At 66.1% G+C, this 15,673-nt stretch carries 23 protein-coding genes and 2 tRNA genes; all 25 read left to right on the forward strand.

Features of this window, described 5'->3' with window-relative positions; genetic code table 11:
* Positions 1-114 precede the first annotated feature (114 nt).
* The 25 genes from WKF39_RS00335 to WKF39_RS00455 all read left to right on the forward strand — a co-directional run bounded on the left by WKF39_RS00335 (position 115) and on the right by WKF39_RS00455 (position 15,672).
* The gene (locus WKF39_RS00335; protein ID WP_340384795.1) at positions 115-663 is read left to right on the forward strand and encodes a DUF177 domain-containing protein; all 549 of its coding nucleotides are present in this window, start codon (positions 115-117) and stop codon (positions 661-663) included.
* Between the two features lie 3 nt (positions 664-666).
* Complete coding sequence (gene rpmF / locus WKF39_RS00340) at positions 667-852, forward strand: 50S ribosomal protein L32 (RefSeq protein ID WP_056607529.1); 186 nt, start codon at positions 667-669, stop codon at positions 850-852.
* 67 nt (positions 853-919) lie between these two features.
* Positions 920-1,585: a ribonuclease III gene (gene rnc, locus WKF39_RS00345; protein ID WP_340385588.1), complete on the forward strand. Its 666-nt coding sequence runs from the start codon at positions 920-922 to the stop codon at positions 1,583-1,585.
* A 10-nt stretch (positions 1,586-1,595) separates the two neighbouring features.
* Positions 1,596-2,462, forward strand: a complete 867-nt coding sequence (mutM, locus tag WKF39_RS00350; RefSeq protein ID WP_340384803.1) for a bifunctional DNA-formamidopyrimidine glycosylase/DNA-(apurinic or apyrimidinic site) lyase — start codon at positions 1,596-1,598, stop codon at positions 2,460-2,462.
* A gap of 13 nt (positions 2,463-2,475) precedes the next feature.
* The gene (locus tag WKF39_RS00355; protein ID WP_340384805.1) at positions 2,476-2,946 is read left to right on the forward strand and encodes a GNAT family N-acetyltransferase; all 471 of its coding nucleotides are present in this window, start codon (positions 2,476-2,478) and stop codon (positions 2,944-2,946) included.
* Positions 2,943-4,175 (forward strand): deoxyguanosinetriphosphate triphosphohydrolase, encoded by a 1,233-nt coding sequence (locus tag WKF39_RS00360; protein WP_340384807.1) that lies wholly within the window; start codon positions 2,943-2,945, stop codon positions 4,173-4,175. Before WKF39_RS00355 ends, WKF39_RS00360 begins: the two co-directional genes overlap by 4 nt.
* Positions 4,176-4,262: 87 nt before the next feature.
* Positions 4,263-6,152 (forward strand): DNA primase, encoded by a 1,890-nt coding sequence (gene dnaG / locus WKF39_RS00365; protein WP_340384809.1) that lies wholly within the window; start codon positions 4,263-4,265, stop codon positions 6,150-6,152.
* A gap of 75 nt (positions 6,153-6,227) precedes the next feature.
* Positions 6,228-6,821, forward strand: a complete 594-nt coding sequence (locus tag WKF39_RS00370) for a sigma factor (RefSeq protein WP_340384811.1) — start codon at positions 6,228-6,230, stop codon at positions 6,819-6,821.
* Positions 6,812-6,884: transfer RNA gene (locus tag WKF39_RS00375), tRNA-Asn, on the forward strand. The genes WKF39_RS00370 and WKF39_RS00375 overlap by 10 nt, the downstream gene beginning before the upstream one ends.
* A gap of 317 nt (positions 6,885-7,201) precedes the next feature.
* On the forward strand, positions 7,202-7,489 hold the full coding sequence (locus tag WKF39_RS00380; protein ID WP_340384813.1) for a hypothetical protein: 288 nt from the start codon (positions 7,202-7,204) through the stop codon (positions 7,487-7,489).
* The gene (locus WKF39_RS00385) at positions 7,486-7,803 is read left to right on the forward strand and encodes a hypothetical protein (RefSeq protein ID WP_340384815.1); all 318 of its coding nucleotides are present in this window, start codon (positions 7,486-7,488) and stop codon (positions 7,801-7,803) included. The genes WKF39_RS00380 and WKF39_RS00385 overlap by 4 nt, the downstream gene beginning before the upstream one ends.
* Positions 7,804-7,972: 169 nt before the next feature.
* Positions 7,973-8,185: a hypothetical protein gene (locus WKF39_RS00390; RefSeq protein ID WP_340384816.1), complete on the forward strand. Its 213-nt coding sequence runs from the start codon at positions 7,973-7,975 to the stop codon at positions 8,183-8,185.
* Positions 8,186-8,202: 17 nt separating this feature from the next.
* Positions 8,203-8,397 (forward strand): hypothetical protein, encoded by a 195-nt coding sequence (locus WKF39_RS00395; RefSeq protein ID WP_340384818.1) that lies wholly within the window; start codon positions 8,203-8,205, stop codon positions 8,395-8,397.
* A 106-nt stretch (positions 8,398-8,503) separates the two neighbouring features.
* Positions 8,504-8,653 carry a hypothetical protein gene (locus tag WKF39_RS00400; protein ID WP_340384820.1) on the forward strand — a complete coding sequence of 50 codons (150 nt, stop codon included), beginning with the start codon at positions 8,504-8,506 and terminating at the stop codon, positions 8,651-8,653.
* Positions 8,654-8,762: 109 nt separating this feature from the next.
* On the forward strand, positions 8,763-8,912 hold the full coding sequence (locus WKF39_RS00405) for a hypothetical protein (RefSeq protein WP_340384822.1): 150 nt from the start codon (positions 8,763-8,765) through the stop codon (positions 8,910-8,912).
* A 182-nt stretch (positions 8,913-9,094) separates the two neighbouring features.
* A tRNA-Gly gene (locus tag WKF39_RS00410) sits at positions 9,095-9,168 on the forward strand.
* 414 nt (positions 9,169-9,582) lie between these two features.
* Positions 9,583-9,756, forward strand: a complete 174-nt coding sequence (locus WKF39_RS00415; RefSeq protein ID WP_340384824.1) for a helix-turn-helix transcriptional regulator — start codon at positions 9,583-9,585, stop codon at positions 9,754-9,756.
* On the forward strand, positions 9,749-10,171 hold the full coding sequence (locus WKF39_RS00420; RefSeq protein ID WP_340384826.1) for a hypothetical protein: 423 nt from the start codon (positions 9,749-9,751) through the stop codon (positions 10,169-10,171). Before WKF39_RS00415 ends, WKF39_RS00420 begins: the two co-directional genes overlap by 8 nt.
* Positions 10,172-10,183: 12 nt before the next feature.
* The gene (locus WKF39_RS00425) at positions 10,184-10,504 is read left to right on the forward strand and encodes a hypothetical protein (protein ID WP_340384828.1); all 321 of its coding nucleotides are present in this window, start codon (positions 10,184-10,186) and stop codon (positions 10,502-10,504) included.
* A gap of 49 nt (positions 10,505-10,553) precedes the next feature.
* Positions 10,554-12,152 carry a hypothetical protein gene (locus tag WKF39_RS00430; RefSeq protein ID WP_340384830.1) on the forward strand — a complete coding sequence of 533 codons (1,599 nt, stop codon included), beginning with the start codon at positions 10,554-10,556 and terminating at the stop codon, positions 12,150-12,152.
* A gap of 27 nt (positions 12,153-12,179) precedes the next feature.
* Positions 12,180-13,331, forward strand: coding sequence for a phage portal protein (locus tag WKF39_RS00435; RefSeq protein ID WP_340384832.1), 1,152 nt, complete (start codon positions 12,180-12,182; stop codon positions 13,329-13,331).
* Positions 13,328-14,632, forward strand: a complete 1,305-nt coding sequence (locus tag WKF39_RS00440) for an HK97 family phage prohead protease (protein ID WP_340384834.1) — start codon at positions 13,328-13,330, stop codon at positions 14,630-14,632. The genes WKF39_RS00435 and WKF39_RS00440 overlap by 4 nt, the downstream gene beginning before the upstream one ends.
* A 17-nt stretch (positions 14,633-14,649) precedes the next feature.
* Positions 14,650-14,949 carry a hypothetical protein gene (locus WKF39_RS00445; RefSeq protein WP_340384836.1) on the forward strand — a complete coding sequence of 100 codons (300 nt, stop codon included), beginning with the start codon at positions 14,650-14,652 and terminating at the stop codon, positions 14,947-14,949.
* Positions 14,950-14,977: 28 nt separating this feature from the next.
* A complete protein-coding gene (locus tag WKF39_RS00450) occupies positions 14,978-15,292 on the forward strand; it encodes a hypothetical protein (protein WP_340384837.1) in 315 nt (104 codons plus the stop codon).
* Entirely contained in the window at positions 15,289-15,672 is a 384-nt protein-coding gene (locus WKF39_RS00455) for a hypothetical protein (protein ID WP_340384839.1), read from the forward strand. Before WKF39_RS00450 ends, WKF39_RS00455 begins: the two co-directional genes overlap by 4 nt.
* The last annotated feature ends 1 nt before the right edge of the window (position 15,673 follow it).

The raw sequence follows: 15,673 nt of genomic DNA on the forward strand, positions 1-15,673 counted from the left end.
GTGGCCCGGCGGGTTACGATTCTCTTCGGCCTGCTCGCAGGTTGAAATTTTGTCGTGCACTTGGACGGATGGCTACGCGTGCTTTCGGGACCATTGGTTTTCGACACCCACGAGATGGGTCGCAAACCGGGCGCTGAACGTACGCACCAGCTGACCACACCGGCGCCGGCAGACATGGGTTACGACGTCTACAGCGTGCCCGAGGGTTCCACGATGGAGATCGAGCTCCGGCTCGAGGCCATCATGGAAGGTGTTCTGGCAACAGGCACCATCTCGGCGCGGGCAGTGGGCGAGTGTGTGCGGTGTCTGGACCCGATCGATGAAGGTGTCGTGGTGGGATTCCAGGAGTTGTACCTCTTCGAGGCCCCTTCTGACAAGGAAGAGGCCGAAGAAGAGGAGTTCTTCCTCGAGGACGACCTGCTCGACCTCGAGACCGTCCTGCGGGACGCGGTGGTGCTTGCGCTGCCGCACAACCCGTTGTGTGGTCCGGAGTGTCCGGGACTGTGCCCAGAATGTGGGGCTCGGATCGCGGACGATCCAGATCACACACACGGTGAAGCGATTGACCCGAGGTGGGCGTCGCTCCGCCAGCTGGCGGACCAACCGGTCCCGTCGGCCGACCAGTCAGAGTCGGACATCATGTCCGACGACAGCAAGGAGTAGATCGTGGCAGTCCCGAAGCGGAAGATGTCGCGCAGCAACACGCGTCACCGTCGTTCGCAGTGGAAGACGACCGCAACTGCGATCGTCGACTGCGCGAACCCGGCGTGTGACTCGAAGGTGCAGCCGCACCATGCGTGCACCAAGTGCGGACAGTACGGAGCTCGCGGCGAGCGTCGCCAGGTCCTTTGAGTCAGGTCCTCTGATCTCTGCAGCAGTCAATGCTGATGCGCTCCGCGAGGTCCTCGGTGTGGAGGACATGGACGCGGGGCTGCTTCAGCATGCCCTGACCCACCGTTCGTTCGCGTACGAGAACGGTGGCATCCCCAACAACGAGCGACTCGAGTTCCTCGGCGACTCGGTCCTCGGCCTCGTCGTCACCGACACCCTCTTCACCGGGCACCCCGAGCTGCCCGAGGGGCAGCTCGCCAAGCTCCGCGCCGCCGTCGTCAGCGCCAAGGCCCTCGCCGAAGTGGCTCGCACGCTCGGCGTCGGTGACCACGTGCTGCTGGGTCGGGGCGAGGAGGCGACCGGTGGTCGCGACAAGGCCTCGATCCTGTCCGACACGATCGAGGCCCTGCTGGGCGCGGTCTACGTCCAGTTCGGCATCGAACGCTCCGCCGAGGTGATCCACCGCATCTTCGATCCGGTGATCGCCGTCGCCGCAGAGCTCGGCGCGGGACTGGACTGGAAGACGTCATTGCAGGAGATCGCGGCCAACCACGACCTCGGCGTGCCGCACTACGCGCTCGAGGGCACCGGACCAGATCACGACAAGTCGTTCACCGCCGAGGTGCATGTCGGAGAGCGGGTCTTCGCCGGAGGTGTCGGCCGATCCAAGAAGGAGGCCGAGCAGATGGTCGCCGAGATCGCGTGGCGGGCCATCAACGCAAGCCTCCAGAGCGCCACCGCCGACCAGGCCTAGGCTGCCTGCCGTGCCCGAGCTGCCCGAGGTCGAAGTCGTCCGGCGCGGCATCGCGGATCACGTCGTCGGCCGCGGCATCGCGTCGGTCGCGGTCCACGACGTACGCTCACTGCGCCGTCACCTCCCGGGCCCGGCCGACTTCATCCACCGGCTCGAGGGTCGTGGCGTCGTCGGCGTTGCTCGCCGCGGCAAGTACCTCTGGATGCAGCTCGCTGATCCTGATGGTGGGGCGAGAGACGCCGTGCTGTGCCACCTGGGCATGAGCGGTCAGTTCCTCGTCTCCGAGGCAGGAGCCCCGGCGCCGCGGCACCTGCGCATCTCCCTGACCCTCGACGACGGCCGCGAGCTGCGCTTTGCCGATCAGCGCATCTTCGGCGGTATGTCGTTCAGCGAGGACGGCGCCGAGCTGCCGCCCGAGATCGCGCACATCGCCCGAGATCCGCTCGACCCGCTCTTCGACCCGTTGGAGTTCGCCGCCCGCCTCCGCAGGCGTGAGACGGGTGTCAAGCGGGCGATCCTCGACCAGACCCTGATCTCCGGCGTCGGCAACATCTATGCCGACGAGTCCCTGTGGCGCACCCCGCTGCACTATGCCCGCAACACCCGGCACCTGCGCCGCCGTGAGGTCGACGGACTGCTCCTGCACATCGGCGAGGTCATGCTCGAGGCGCTGGCCCAGGGTGGCACGTCGTTCGATGCGCTCTATGTCAACGTCAACGGCAACAGTGGCTACTTCGATCGCTCCCTGCAGGCATACGGGCAGGAGGGCAGGCCGTGCCAGCGTTGCGCGACGCCGATCCGCCGGGACGCGTTCATGAACCGGTCGTCGTTTTGGTGCCCGACCTGCCAGCCCCGTCCGCGAACCGGCAGGTTCTGACTACGCTGGCGCCATGACCGTGACGCTGGAGCCCATGACCGCTGAGCGCTTTGTGTCGTGGCGCGAGCATCACGTCGCGGCCTACGCCGAGGAGAAGGTTGCGTCCGGCAACTGGCCGGCCGAGGGTGCCGCCGAGCGTGCAGCAAAGGAGAATGCCGAGCTGTTGCCGCAAGGCGTCGAGACCCCTGCGCACGACCTGTTCATTGGCGTCGTCGACGGCCGGGAGATCGGCTTTCTCTGGCTGTTCACCGATCCTGCACCGGCTGCGCCCGAGATATCCATCTACGACATCGAGGTCGTCGAGGGCCAACGTGGCAAGGGCTACGGTCGCGGGCTGCTCGAGGCGGCCGAGGGCTGGTGCGCCGATCACAGCATCGCGGTGCTGAAGCTCCACGTCTTCGGGTTCAACACGACCGCGATCAGTCTCTACGAGTCCTCAGGCTTCGAGACGACCAACGTCGCCATGGCGAAACGCATTCGATGACCGATGCGCCCTATGGCGAGGAGGCGAGGGCCCGCTTCGTCGACGAGCCACCCAAGCGGGTGGGCCGTACGCCCTTCGAGCGCGACCGCGCCCGCGTCGTGCATGCGGCGGCCCTGCGACGGCTGTCGGCCAAGACGCAGGTCATGGGCGCCGGCTTCGACGACTTCGTCCGCAACCGGCTGACCCATTCACTGGAGGTGGCCCAGGTCGCGCGCGAGCTCGGCAAGTCCCTCGGCTGCGACCCCGACATCGTCGACTCGGCCGCCCTCGCACACGATCTCGGCCACCCGCCATTCGGCCACAACGGGGAGGTGGCGCTCGACGAGGCGGCGCAGTCGTGCGGGGGGTTCGAGGGCAATGCCCAGACCTTGCGGATCCTGTGCCGGTTGGAGTCCAAGGCGTTCGCGGCTGACGGCACGAGTGTCGGCCTCAACCTCACCCGCGCGACGCTCTCGGCGTGCGTGAAGTATCCGTGGTTGCGCGGGCAGGCGCCTGATGCGAGCGGGAAGTTCGGGGCATACGCCGACGACGTCGCGGTCTTTGACTGGTTGCGTGAGGGTGCCCCGGCCCGGCGACGTCCCATCGAGGCCCAGGTCATGGATCTCGCGGACGACATTGCCTATTCGGTCCACGACGTCGAGGACGGTGTGGTGGGGGGCTGGTTCGCCCTGCGAGACGGGGAGCTCGACCGGGCATCGATCCACGAGGTTGCCCGCGACTGGTATGACCCCGGCGCCACCGACGACCGCCTCGACGCTGCGCTCGCCCGGCTGCAGGGGATGCCCGAGTGGCCGGCGACGGCGTTCGATGAGAGTCGCGCCGCCCGGGCGATCCTCAAGAGCCTGACGAGCGCGCTGATCGGCAGGTTCGCGCACGCAGCCGAACTCGCGACGGTCCAGAGATGGGGCAGGGGTCCGCTGATCCGCTTCGCCGCGGACCTCGAGGTTCCCGATGCGACCCGGGACGAGATCACGGTGCTCAAGTCGATCGCCGCGCACTACGTCATGCGGTCCGACGACCGAGCCGGGCCGCTCGGTCGCCAGCGCGAGCTGCTGCTGGCGCTCGTCGAGGTGCTCGACAAGTCTGGCGGTCAGGAGCTCGAGGCGGAGTTCGCCCTCGACTTCGCGACCGCCGCCGATGACGCCGCCCGACGGCGTGTCGTGATCGATCAGGTTGCCAGCCTGACGGACGCCTCGGCCCGCACCTGGGCCCTTCGCCTCCTCAGCTGACCGCGGGACGTCATCACCGTCGGCCCAGTTCCCACACGGTCGTGATGACGTCGCTCGGCTGTGGGCGGGCTGAACTAGCATTCACCCATGGCCGGACGCATCAAGGACGACGACATCCAGCTCGTCCGTGAGCGAGCCCGCATCGATGAGGTCGTCGAGCAGTACGTCACGCTCAAGAACGCCGGCGGTGGCTCGCGCAAGGGCCTGTGCCCGTTCCACGACGAGAAGTCGCCGTCGTTCAATGTCCGTCCCGTCCAGGGGTTCTATCACTGCTTCGGGTGCGGGGCTTCCGGCGATGTCTACAAGTTCTTGATGGAGATCGAGGGCGTGACCTTCGTCGAGGCCGTGGAGCGCCTGGCCGTCAAGGTCGGCATCGCGCTGCACTACGAAGAGGGCGGCCACACCGGACCCCGCCGTGACCCGCAGCAGCGTCAGCGCCTGCTCGAGGCGCACCGCGAGGCTGGCGCGTTCTACGCAGCGACACTGCAGTCCTCGCCCGATGCCGAGACCGGTCGGCAGTTCGTCAAGGATCGGGGCTTCGACCAGGCCGCCGCCGAGAAGTTCGGCATGGGATTTGCGCCGCGTGGGGGAGAAGCGCTTGTGGCGCACCTCAAGGCCAAAGGATTCACCGATGAAGAGCTGACGATCGGCGGACTCGCCGCAAGCGGATCGCGGGGCCTCTATGACAAGTTCCGCGGACGGGTGCTGTGGCCGATCCGTGAGATGACCGGTGACATCGTCGGATTCGGAGCCCGGCGCATGTTTGACGACGACCGGATCGAGGCCAAGTACCTCAACACCGCCGAGACTCCGATCTACAAGAAGAGTCAGGTCCTCTACGGCCTCGATCTCGCCCGTCGCTCGATCTCGTCGTCGAGCCAGGCGGTCATCGTCGAGGGCTACACCGATGTCATGGCCTGCCACGAGGCGGGAGTGACGACGGCGATCGCGACCTCCGGCACGGCGTTCGGCGAGGACCACGCTCGCATCCTGCGCCGGCTGATGCTCGACCACGACGCCTTCCACGGCGAGGTCATCTTCACCTTCGACGGTGACGAAGCCGGCCAGCGTGCCGCGCTCAAGACCTTCGGCGGTGACCAGCAGTTCGTCGCCCAGACCTATGTCGCCGTGGAGCCGCGGGGCATGGACCCGTGCGACCTGCGCCTCGCCGACGGCGATGCGGCGGTACGTGAGCTGGTGGCGTTGCGCATACCGCTCTACCGGTTCGTCCTCGACAACATGCTGGGCAAGTACGACCTCGACCGCGGTGACCAGCGGGTCGATGCCGTACGCGAGGCGGTCTCGCTCGCGTCGGCGATCCGCGACAAGTCCAAGGTCGACGAGCTGCTCCGCGAGATCGCCGGTCGGGTCGGCACCGACATCGACCAGGTGCGCGGCGAGCACCGTCGACGTACGGCCTCGAGCGCCTCGTCCGCCAAGGCCGCGCAGCCGACCGCCTCTGGGGCACCTGCACCGGCTCCGGCTGAGGTCGTGAGCTTCGGTGCCCCACAATTCGCCGACGAGCGCGAGGCGCTCAAAGCGATCGTGCAGCATCCGCACCTCGCTCGTTCCGACGCCGGCGATCTCGACGACAACGACTTCACCCACTTCATCTCCAAATATCTCTGGAAGCACATCCAGGACATGCCCTGGCCGACCGGCCCGGACTCCAACTGGCTGCCGAAGCTGTCGGACTCGGTGGACGACCCCGATGCCAAGCGGGTGCTCGCCGTTGCCGCGGTCGAGCCGATGCTGGCGAGGGAGAGCAACACCGCCGCGGTCGTGGTGTCGGTCATCGTTCGCCTCCAGCTGTTGACGTGCGGTCGCAAGCTCGCCGACCTCAAGTCCAAGCTGCAGCGCACCAACCCGATCGAGCAGGCCGAGTCCTACAACCGGATGTTCGGTGAGCTCATCGCGCTGGAGCAGCAGTTCCGCACCCTGCGTGACCGCTCCCTCGGGAGCGACATCCCCAGCTGATCGATTCCGGTCCGGCATCCACAGCCACCGCTGGCGGCCGAGCGGTCGAAGGCGCGCTCGCCGGAGTCTGGTGGCATGGATCGATTTGTTCGCGAGCTGATCGCGCTGCCACAGATGGAGGCTGCCGAGGAGCTCGCACTGGCTCGGCTCGCCCAGCGGGGTGACCGCGCGGCTCGGGATGCGCTCATCACGTCCGGCATGCGTACGGTGGCCCTGCGCGCCCGGCTCCGCGGTCTGACCGGCGAGGAGCAGCGCGACGCCGTGCAGTCCGGCGCGATCGGCCTGATCCGCGCGATCGACCGGTTCGACCCCGATCGCGGGGTCCGACTGGCGACGTACGCCTGGCAGTGGATCGGCGCCGCGATGACCGCGCAGTGGCGACCCGAGCAGCCGCTCGGAGACCACGACTGCGTCGCCCAGGAGCCCGATCCGGGCGATCCCGAGCTGTTGGACGGCATGCCCGACGAGCTCGCCGAGGTGCTGCGACTCCGCTTCGGCTTGGGTGATCCTGCGGCCTCGCCGATGCCCCGACACCTGGTCTGCGAGCGACTGGATCTGACCCTCGCTCAGGTCCGCACGATCGAGGCCAAGGCGATGCGACAACTCCGCTCACGGCTTGCTAAAGTGGTTGACCGTGCTCCTCCCGTGGGAGGGGCCGATCCCCTGTAGCTCAATTGGCAGAGCATTCGACTGTTAATCGGAGGGTTCTTGGTTCGAGTCCAAGCGGGGGAGCGACAAGAGCCATTCAGGCTCCACGTTGCAGGCAAAAGCCCAAGCGATCACTGTCGATCGTTTGGGCTTTGCTACGCCACGCTCGTAGTTGCTGATCATCGCCCGACTCATCTCCATGCGCTCGGCAAGGTCTCCCTGCTCTAGCTCGGCCCACATACGCGCTTTGCGCAGGCCGTCTTGGATGGTCCATGTCGGGATTCTGTCGCCCTCGGGTTGAACTGTCATATGCGTAGCCTATCCGGCTCAACGTAGAAATATCCTATAAATCCGGCGTGTCGGCGCATCGTGACGATGATCTATCCGTTTTTATATGGCGTATGACTACAAAGAACAGCCATGTAATTCTGACTCGCACGCTCGGTTGGCCGTACTCAGCTGAGCGCGCCCTGATGGGCGAGGCGTATGAGAACTACGCCACCGCCCAGCGGCCGCAAGTGCAGCTGCACAACGAGTGGCGCCGCGTGCGCCGTCTCTTCGATGGCAACGATGACCACGCCGAGGTCAGCCGCGCGTTGTCAAAGGCCACCGAGTCAGCCCTGCACTTATTCAACGCAAAGGCGCAGTACCGGCAGGCCAAGCTCGCCGCCTGGGCGGTCGCGCGATGAGGCCCGACGAGACGGGCGCGGACGAGACGGGCGCGGACGAGACGGGCGCGGACGAGTGGGTGCTGACGCAGGATCAGGAGGATCGCGCCGTGGCGCTTACGGTCGCCCGTGACCTGCTACTGGTCAAGGGCGGCAAGTTCGCAGAGCGCCCGCTCGACCCGACCGCGCTCATCACCGTGGCCCGGTGGATTCTGGACGGCGAAGAGCGCATTACCGCGCTCTCGTTTGAGGGCGGCACGCCCATGGCCGAGCAAGGCAAAGCACTCGCGGAAGCCATCGCGGCGCACGAGCGGCTGACGGGCGGCAAGTGGTGAGGCCCACGGGCGGCGACCTGCTGGACGCGAGCACGTCACGTTTCTGGTGGTGGGACGACGCCGTGCGGGAAGCGCGCCGCCGAGCCCGCTGCAAGAACCGGCGCACTCGCGTCGCGCTGATGCGCTCGCCCTACTCGGGTCGCATGCTCTGGACCGTGCGAGACGTCGCATGACCGCCTGCGGCTCGCCCGTCGAGGCGGTCGCGGTCTACGCAGAGATCGCGCACAGCGGGGCAGTCGAAATAGGTGGGTGCCGAGACTTTTCGCCCGGTGTCGTCGGGCTGCTGCTCGCGGAGCAGGTCGCCCGGTACTGCGCTCTCAACCCCGCGACGCAGGCTGACCGAATCGCGGTCGAGGCCAGCCGCAAGGGCCGCGGGCGCTGATGCCGTGCGCCCCTCGCATGGCTGGCTGCCGCATCGGGTGCCTACACCGCCAGCTCGTCAATGAATACCGCCTCGCTCGCACCGACTTCGAGGCAGGCGTTGAGGCCGAGGTCTGGGAGACAGAGCGCGCAGAGTTCCGAGATCTCAACCCCGGCATCACGTTCAAAGAGTGGCTGATCGGCCACCGCAAACAGCAGGAGGAAGCAGCATGATCTACGTCCTTATAGCCGCCTTGGGGTTCTTCACCGGAGCAGCTGCCACCGCATGGCTGATGCTCATATCGCATCTGATCACGGTGCAGAAGACCAAGGCAACCCCGTGATCGGCTGGTTTATCGCCGCCGAGACGTCCGAGTGCGACGGCTGTGGCCACCGCATCAAACGCAACGGTCGAGTGTTCTACTTCACCGCTGACGACGGCAACGGTGCCGAGATCGAGCAACGGCACTGCGTTGAGTGTGCGCCGTGATTGGCCGTCTACTCTGCCTGCTCGGCATGCACGCCGACTGGCCGCACTCGCCTGACGTCGAGGCCCGCACCCTGCTGACGATGCGCTGCATGCGCTGCAAGCGGGTCAAATGACCACCAAGTTCGGCTGGTGCCTAGATGGCCGGCACCAGCAGTGCAAGGCGCGCCTGGAGTTCTCTGTCCGGTTCGACAAGCGCGTGATGACGTGCGGTTGCTCGTGCCACGACGAAGCCGAGAGCGAGCCCACCTATGGCGACTGACGACCGCATCATCTTGTTTCAGTCCTGCCTCTGGGACGAGTGCGGCAACTGCCCTGAGTGGATACCTGACCCGTGCAGCTACGACCCTGAGGAGCCCTCTCGGCTCGTCTGTGGCTGCGGCTGCCACCCACCACGGAATCTCATGATGAGACACCCGGACTGACCCTTATAGGTGAGGACCGGACGGTGTGAGCTGCTGGAAAAGCTCGTGGGCTGCCATGCCCACGGCATGCGGGTTCGAATCCCGCCACCGTCACGCACACACAACAGCTAGACCCGGTGTACGCCATTAAAACCGCTTGACCGGGGACCACGAAAGGGGTCAATCACTCACTGGCCCGGGAGGGCGTCCAGCAGCACGGCAGCAGGACACTGCCGAGGGACGCTCCAGAGTCTGCCGCGATACGCGCCGGGGTATCGCACGCCACCACAGTCAAGGCCTTGGCTGGGAGGGCGTTGAGCGTAGCGACGTCTCGATATGAGGCGGCGCTACTTGTCGTGCTCTCAGGCATTGGTCATCGAACCAGACGGGGCAGTCCGGGGCAGTCCTATGTGCGAGCGCCCACGGGGCTCCGATGTCACCTACGTACCCATCTCATGAGATATCGCCGCACGACCACCTGCACGAACTTGCAACACCGCCCATCTGCACCCAACCAAGGGAGACCGCATGACAGCACGCCGAGCCATCGCACCTGACTACGTTGATGACCTGCTCATCCACATCCAGCGCGGCCTGACCGTAGGCGACGCTGCCACCGAGTGCGGCATGAGCCGAGCCACCGCCTACCGCCTGCTGAGAGAACACAAAGCCCGCGAGGCCCGAGGCACCGACGATGAGTGACAACCACCGCCACATCAAGAACCTGTCAGCGTGGAAGCGTGCGCGGGTCGACTGCTTCGACCGAGATGACTACACGTGTGTGGACTGCGGTGCGACCGAGGGTCTACAGGCTGACCATGAGACCCCGCTTGACGTGCTGTTCGCGGACGGTGTGACCATCGAGGCCATCGCGCTCGCGGTCGACGTCGACAACCTGCGCACTCGGTGTGCCTCATGCAACGCGAGCAAGGGCGCGCGAATCGATGCCGTTGTGGTGCGACACACGTGGATATGCCCACGCTACGCGACCGTCCTGGGGTGGATCGAGACCGAGGCAAGTGACGACCCTGCCAGCGTGAATCCCGTTTTTAGAGACGAGACCGACAAGACCCCGCCCTCTTCCGTATTTCCCCCGATGGTCCCCGAAAACATCTGAGATTGGAGCAAAATGGACGACACAACACCGGCCGAAACCGAGGCCGACGAAACATCGCAAGGCCTGACCTACGCGGCCATGTTCGACACCTACACCGCGACGCTGGGCGGCGTCCCGGCGTCCCACCAGCCGCTCATCTTCCACGTGCGAAAGCTCTGCCAGCAGCTCGACAAGCAGATCAGCGGGAAGGGTTCGACCGAGGCCGCGAAAGACAGCGCGTACCTGCAAGCAGTCGAGCGGCTGCACAAGCGGCTGACCCCGGTCACGAGCCCCACGCCCGGCCCGCCATCCATGCCGGGGCAGACGGATATCTTCGAGTTCCAAGAGGACTGAAATCGGCGCGTGCCGTCTCATGATGAGACACCGACGCCGACGATGAAGCGTGACCGCTCTGTTCGAACCGATGCAGGCCGATGACGCCTATTCGGCGGTAGGGGACTGGCGACCGACCCGGTACACCGACACTCTGACCGGTGACGAATCATTCACGACGGACGGTAACCGGCTGCTGGAAGCGGTCGCAACATTCTGGACAACGACCGAGGGCACGCTCGACCTAGACGAGTGGCAGGTGTGGGTCGTGCGGCGCGTGCTGGAGACCTATCCGCCGTGGTGGCCCGTGGTCGAGCTGCGCGGGCAGTTGCGCTACAAAAAGGTTCTCATCTCGCTGGCCCGGCAGAACGGCAAGAGCGTGATCGGGGCCGTGCTGGCGTTCTACTTCCTGACGATGCACAAACGCGGCCCCAAGGTCGGCGGATTCGCGTCGATCGACTCGCAGGCGCGCATCGTCTACGACCGCGTGAGGTTTGCCATTGACAAGCATCCGGTGCTCAAGGCCCGATTCAATCCGACCGTCACGCGCGGGATCAGCTACCGCGATGGCCGGGGAATCTACCGGACCCACCCGGCCAAGGTTGAGAGCTTGCAGGGCGAGCCGTTCACGGCTGCGCTGTACGACGAGCTGCACCTCGGTGACCTCGGGCTCTGGAACGCGATCACGATCGGTCAGCGGTCCAAGCGGGGTGCGATGCTCGTCGGCTTGACCACTGCAGGCGACGACGAGTCCAAGCTGCTGCTGACGCTGTACGACGAGGCCGCGACCGCTATCGACGCGAGCGACGTCGTGCGCTCCGCTGCTGCGCAGGTCGTGGCCGAGGCCGAGGGCGTCGTCTCGAGCGCGTACGCGGTGCTGGCCCAAGAGTCCGAACGGTTCGGGGCATTCATTTGGGAAGCGACCGAGCTGGACGACGAGGGCGTGCCGCTGCTGAATGAGGCCAACGTCATCAGCGCGAATCCGGCCGTCGCGTGCGGGCGCATCCCGCTGCGCTCGGTCATGAGTGAATCGCGCACCATGTGGCGAGACTCAACCGGTCGGCTCGACGTCATCCGGTACACGCTCAACGTCTTCCTGCAAGGCACCGCCGATGCGTGGCTGCCAGCGGCGACGTTCAACCGCCTGGGGATCGACCCCGACCAGCTCGACCGTGCCGGGGAAGTTGTCTGGGGACTGGAGCGCACCGACGACTGGGAGCATGCCACGATCACGGCGACGTACCATCCCGACGACCGATTCAGCACCGAGCTGGTGGCCACGATCAACGGTGCGACCGAGGACATGCTCTATCGGGCGTGCTCAGACCTCGCGGCGCTGGGTCCGTGCGCGTTTGCGATGCCAGCGGACACCCTCAAGCCGCTGGGCAAACGGCTGCGCGACGACGGGCATGAGGTCTGGACGCTGGCCATCAACGAAATGCAGCACGCCTACGCCACCGTGCGCGGAACTGCAAAGGCCGGCTCTTTGCAGCACGCCAACGATTCGCTGGTCAGGCTCCAGTCGTCACGGGCAAAACCCCGCAAAACCGAGGACGGTTCCCGGCTCTCCCGCACCCTCTCGGTAGGTCACATCGACGCGCTGCTGGCCACATTCTCAGGCGTGTTCGTGGCCTCAACACGGGGCTCTGAGAAGCGTCAATTTTTCTGACAGTCTCATCATGAGACAGCGTGGCTCATGGTTTTCCTTGTGGGAATTCTACTTAAGTCGCTCGGTCTCGAAACGCTCGCAGACGAGCCCGCGCAGCCGGTTTACCCGACGATCGACACGGAGCTGGCGCTTGCGCAGGCTCGACGCAAGGGGCGCGGCCTGACGCTCGAAACGGCCGTGGGTCTGCCGGGCGTGTATCGGGCTATCCAGCTCATTTACGGCAAGGGTTCGTCCCTGCCGCTCAACTCGTGGCGCGGCACCGTGCTGGCCGAGCGCCAGCCGCAGGTCGTTCGCCAGCCCGACCCGTGGCGCACGCCGCGCTCGTGGAAGCTGCGCACGCTGACGAACATGGCCGGGGACGGTAACGCGTTCCTCAAGAAGTCACTGAGCCCTCTGGACGATGGCACGGTCATCGCCGCCGAGGCGCTCAACCCATTCGCTGTCGCCGTGCGGTGGAAGGACGGCCGCAAGCTGTACGACCACCGCACCCGCACCGGCACCGAGATCCTGTCGGCTGAGCAGGTCGAGCATGTGCGTCTCAACGAGTTCCCCGGTCTCGACCGAGGCATCGGCCCGATTGAAGCGTGTCGCGTGTCGCTGACAGGTGGCATGGATATCCGCGACTACGCGGCGGGGTTCTTCGACCGTGGCGCGATCCCGCCCGGCGTCCTGACCTCGGATCAGGTCGTGGACAAGGCCACCGCGACGGCTGCTAAAGAGTGGTGGCACGAGGGCGACGCCGCCGAAATCAAGGTCATGGGCAAGGGTCTGAAATTCGACCCCATCCTCATCAAGCCCGCTGATGCCCAGTGGATCGAGGCGCAGTCATTCACTGTGTTGGACATCGCGCGCATGTTCGGCATCCCGCCCGTGCTGCTGCTGGCATCCATCGAGGGCTCGTCACTGACCTACCAAAACTTGCAAATGGTCAACGAGCAGCTGCTGACCGACACGCTCGGGCCGCTGTATCTGGAAGCCATCGAGGCCGCGATGACTGCGCTCATCCCGGCCGGTCAGGAAGCCCGTTTCGACGTGTCGAAGCTGACCCGCCGTGACGACAAGACGCGCATGCAGACCCACAAGCTCGCGATCGAGGCAGGCGTCTACGACGCCGACCACGCCCGCGTCCAAGAGGGCATTCCCGGCCCCGCTCCACGAAAGGAATCGGTTCCCGTATGACCCTCACCGCACCCGAGCGACTGGGCGACGAGCAGACCAAGAACGTCGCCCACCTTTCCATGACGATCGACCGCGACGCGCTCGCGGAAGCCGTCAAGGAGGGCAAGCGCGAAATTAGCGGGCTGGCCGTCCCCTATGACGTCGAAATCGCGCGCAGCGATTGGTACTACGGCACGTCGAAGCTCAAGATCGGGCAGGACGCCGCCACCGTTCGTGAAGACGCCAAGCTCTTTTTTGGTCACGATCACATCGCCCTGGGGACGCCCATAGGTCGGATCACGGGATGGGCCAACGAGCCCGGTGGCCTGCGTATCACCGCCGCGCTGTCCAAGACGGCCAAGGCCGATGAGGTCTACGAGCTGCTGCAAGACGGCACGCTCGACAAGTTCTCGATCGGGTTCTACTACGTCGCGTTCTCGATCGAGGACGACGGCGAGCTGCTGGTGCACACCGAGATCGACGTCTTTGAGACGTCGGTCGTGTCCTACCCCGCTTTCGACGGCGCTGCCGTCGATTCCGTTCTATCCGCCACGAACAAAGGAAACCGCATGACCCAGCTCGCTGCTGCCACGTTCAGCAAGGAAGACGGCGACAAGCTCGCCACCAGCATCGACACCCTGTCCACCGACGTCGAGCAGCTCGCGGCCAAGCTCGCCACCATCGGCAACGCTGACCCGGCCGGACCGCCCCCGCTCGCGTTCTCGTCCTACGGCGAGTTCGTCAAGGCCATGTGCGACCGCGACCACGACAAGCACGGCGAGGCCGAGGCGCTGACCAAGTACCTCGCGTACGAGGGTGGCGTGGTCGCGGACACCACCTACGGCGACACGTGGGTCGGTGACATCACGCGCCGCATCGAGCGTGCCCGCAAGGTCTGGAACCTTTTCGAGAGCGGCACGCTCCCGGCCGAGGGCATGAAGCTGGAGTACGGCCGCGTGGTCAACTCCACGATCGACGTGGCCCGCCAGCTGGCCGAGGGCGACAAGATCGTCATGGGCAAGATCGAGGTCGGCAGCGAGTTCGCCGACGTCATCACGTTCGGCGGTGGCGCGGAAATGTCTTTCCAGCAGGTCAAGCGCTCCAGCATCAACGTCGTGGACTTCACGTGGGGCGAGCTGGCCCGCGCGTACGCCAAGGCCACCGAGGCCTACGCCCGTCTCGTGCTCGACTCCGTGGTGCCGCACACCGTCGCCTCGGCCTGCTCGCGCTGCTGGACACCGCAGACGGCTGGGTCGACTTCCTTGTCGACACCGCGCTGCACTTCGATGACCTCGGACTGCCGCCCGACTACCTGCGCCTGACGCCCGACCAGTACAAGGTGCTGGCCAAGCTGCGCATGGGCGCGGACGGCCCCTACGTGCTCGACCGCTCGTCCGGCTCGGTCAACCTCATGGAGCTGACCGGCAACGTCGGCGGCCTCGCAGTCACCATGACGCCCGGCATCGGCCTCGTGGAGGTCGGCAGCTCGCACGCACTCAAGACGTTCGAATCGGCCGGAGCCCCGGCCCGCCTCGGACCTGACGAGGACATCCTGCACCTGACGCAGGCCATCGGCGTGTACGGCTTCGACGCCATCGCGGTGCAGGAGCCTGACGCCATCGTCCGCGCGGGGGTCTGAGACTCCGATGGCTCGCGTTCCCATGCCCGTGACCGCCGCTGACCTTGCCGAGAGAATCGGCGGGCCGTCAGTGACCGGCGCCACGCCCAAGCTCGTCCGTGCGTTCAACCTCGCAGTGGAGCAGGTCGACCTCGCACTGGTCGACGCGTTCCGCCCGATGTCTGACGCCACGTACACCGAGTGCGTGCTGTCGGTCGGTTACGCGGCATGGGACCGCACCAAGTCAAGTGCAGGAACCAAGCAGACCACCGTCATGGAGGGCCAATACCCGGTGCGCGCCCCGGCCGACCTGCTGGCTTCCATCCGGCCGCTGCTGGCCAAGCATGTGCTTGGGTTCGCGTGAGCATCTACTCGGGCATCACCGAGCTGGTGGCTGCGCTGACCCCCACCGGTTACGACGTGTACGACCACGTGCCCAGCCAGCAGATCGAGCCGCCCTGCTTCGTCATCGAGGCAGCAGAGCCGTTCCTGACACCCGGCGACAGCTTCGACATGACGGAGTGGAAAGCCAACCTCGTCGTCTGGGTGCTGGTGCCCCTGACCGACGAGTACGACGCCAATGTCTACGCATTCCAAAAGGCGCTTGAGCAGCTGCTGGCCAAGCTGCGCGGCGGCGCGTGGGGCGTGGACTCAATCGGCCGGCCAACGGACAAGACCGCAGGCGAATGGCTCGCCTGGGGTGCCGGTGTGCAGGTCTCCAGCTTCATCAACATCAATCCGTAAG

Source organism: Aeromicrobium sp. (genome assembly GCF_037719875.1).
Lineage (GTDB): Bacteria > Actinomycetota > Actinomycetes > Propionibacteriales > Nocardioidaceae > Aeromicrobium.

Bases quoted from the DNA above. Each gene is read 5' to 3' on its own strand.
- WKF39_RS00335 (WP_340384795.1), top strand. From the start codon at position 115: ATGGGTCGCAAACCGGGCGCTGAACGTACGCACCAGCTGACCACACCG.
- rnc (WP_340385588.1), top strand. From the start codon at position 920: ATGGACGCGGGGCTGCTTCAGCATGCCCTGACCCACCGTTCGTTCGCG.
- WKF39_RS00355 (WP_340384805.1), top strand. From the start codon at position 2,476: ATGACCGTGACGCTGGAGCCCATGACCGCTGAGCGCTTTGTGTCGTGG.
- WKF39_RS00360 (WP_340384807.1), top strand. From the start codon at position 2,943: ATGACCGATGCGCCCTATGGCGAGGAGGCGAGGGCCCGCTTCGTCGAC.
- dnaG (WP_340384809.1), top strand. From the start codon at position 4,263: ATGGCCGGACGCATCAAGGACGACGACATCCAGCTCGTCCGTGAGCGA.
- WKF39_RS00370 (WP_340384811.1), top strand. From the start codon at position 6,228: ATGGATCGATTTGTTCGCGAGCTGATCGCGCTGCCACAGATGGAGGCT.
- WKF39_RS00380 (WP_340384813.1), top strand. From the start codon at position 7,202: ATGACTACAAAGAACAGCCATGTAATTCTGACTCGCACGCTCGGTTGG.
- WKF39_RS00385 (WP_340384815.1), top strand. From the start codon at position 7,486: ATGAGGCCCGACGAGACGGGCGCGGACGAGACGGGCGCGGACGAGACG.
- WKF39_RS00390 (WP_340384816.1), top strand. From the start codon at position 7,973: ATGACCGCCTGCGGCTCGCCCGTCGAGGCGGTCGCGGTCTACGCAGAG.
- WKF39_RS00395 (WP_340384818.1), top strand. From the start codon at position 8,203: ATGGCTGGCTGCCGCATCGGGTGCCTACACCGCCAGCTCGTCAATGAA.
- WKF39_RS00405 (WP_340384822.1), top strand. From the start codon at position 8,763: ATGACCACCAAGTTCGGCTGGTGCCTAGATGGCCGGCACCAGCAGTGC.
- WKF39_RS00415 (WP_340384824.1), top strand. From the start codon at position 9,583: ATGACAGCACGCCGAGCCATCGCACCTGACTACGTTGATGACCTGCTC.
- WKF39_RS00420 (WP_340384826.1), top strand. From the start codon at position 9,749: ATGAGTGACAACCACCGCCACATCAAGAACCTGTCAGCGTGGAAGCGT.
- WKF39_RS00425 (WP_340384828.1), top strand. From the start codon at position 10,184: ATGGACGACACAACACCGGCCGAAACCGAGGCCGACGAAACATCGCAA.
- WKF39_RS00435 (WP_340384832.1), top strand. From the start codon at position 12,180: ATGGTTTTCCTTGTGGGAATTCTACTTAAGTCGCTCGGTCTCGAAACG.
- WKF39_RS00440 (WP_340384834.1), top strand. From the start codon at position 13,328: ATGACCCTCACCGCACCCGAGCGACTGGGCGACGAGCAGACCAAGAAC.